Here is a 1,503-nt window from a genome sequence, read left to right as displayed (position 1 = left end):
CCGAACTCTTCGGCGAAGGCCGCGAAGATGAAGTCGGTGGTGCGCTCGGGAATGAACTCCAGGTGCGTCTGCGTGCCCTGCATGAAGCCCTTGCCGGTGAGACCGCCCGAGCCGATCGCGATCATGCCCTGGATGATGTGGAAGCCCTTGCCCAGCGGGTCCTTGCCGGGGTCGAGCAGGGTGCACACGCGGTGCCGCTGGTACTCCTTCAGCAGCGGCCACTCGACACCTGGCTGGCAGATCGTCGGCTCCGAAACGACGATGGCGGTGATGCCCACGGCCGCCAGCAGCAGCACCGGCACGATCAGCCGCCACGACAGGCCGGCGAAGAAGAGCACGTAGACGCCGGCCGAGAGGATCAGGATCGCGGTGCCGAGGTCGGGCTGCTTCACCACCAGGCCGACCGGCACCAGCAGCAGCCCCACCGCGACGGCCCACGCCGCGCCCGACATGCGGCCTTCGCATTTCTGGAACCACCAGGCCAGCATCAGCGGCGTGGCGAGCTTGAGCAGCTCGCTCGGCTGGATCACCATGCCGACGTTGAGCCAACGCGTGGCGCCCTTCTTGCTGATGCCGAACATCGCGGTGGCGATCAGCAGCGCCACCCCCACGGCATACACCGGCACCGCCAAGGTCATCAGCCGGTGCGGCGGAATCTGCGACACCAGGAACAGCAGGCCGAGCGCGATCAACATGTTGCGGCCGTGGTCGACGAAGCGGGTGCCGTGGTCGAAGCCGGCCGAGTACATCGTCAGCAGCCCGAAAGCGGCCAGCAGCCCGATCGCCACCGACAGCGTGGCATCGAAACCGAACAGCACCGGTTTCCAGCGCTGCCAGAGCGTGGGTTGCTCGAAGATCGCGCCGCTCATGGCCGGATCACCGGAAGCTCGAGGCCAGGGCCTGGCTGGCCGGCAGGGCCGGTGCGCTTGCCGCCATGCCGGGCAGGACCACGTCGGCGGCCAGGCGCTGCTTGCCGATCGGCGCGCCCGACTTGCCGATCCGCGTGGCGGCCATGTCTTCGTCGCTCGGCCACAGGCCCGAGAGCCAGTAGTCGAACACGCGGCGGCTGATCGGCGCCGCGGCCTCGGAGCCGAAGCCGGCGTTCTCGACCACCACCGCCAGCGCGATGGTCGGCGCTTCGACGGGCGCGAAGGCCATGTAGAGCGAGTGGTCGCGCTGGTACTCGTCCAGCCGCGACGCGTTGTATTTCTCGTTGGCCTTGATGCCGACCGCCTGCGCGGTGCCGGTCTTGCCGCCGCTCTTGTACGGCGCACCGAGGTAAGAGCGCACCGAGGTGCCTTCCTGCGTCACCGCGTAGAGCGCGCGGTTGATCAGCGCCACGTGCTCCGGGCTGAAGGGCAGCGGCGGCAGCGCCACGCCGGCGATGCGCTTCTTCTGCCGCGTGACCACGTCTTCCACCTCGCGCGCCAGGCGCGGCGCGTAGCGCTGCCCGCCCGACACCAGCGTGGCCGTGGCGCTGGCCAGCTGCAGCATCGTGAAGTT

2 protein-coding genes are annotated in these 1,503 nt (G+C 69.3%); both read right to left on the bottom strand.

Annotated features, from left to right (window positions below; all coding sequences use genetic code 11):
* The coding region (locus RMO40_RS23270; RefSeq protein ID WP_309725980.1) for an FtsW/RodA/SpoVE family cell cycle protein at nucleotides 1-869 on the bottom strand (869 nt) is incomplete at its 3' end.
* Between the two features lie 7 nt (nucleotides 870-876).
* On the bottom strand, nucleotides 877-1,503 hold a 627-nt coding region (locus RMO40_RS23265; protein WP_309725979.1), incomplete at its 5' end, for a penicillin-binding transpeptidase domain-containing protein.

It is taken from the genome of Rhizobacter sp., from assembly GCF_031412075.1.
Taxonomy (GTDB): Bacteria; Pseudomonadota; Gammaproteobacteria; order Burkholderiales; family Burkholderiaceae_C; genus Rhizobacter.
This window is presented reverse-complemented; position numbering and strand designations above follow the sequence as displayed.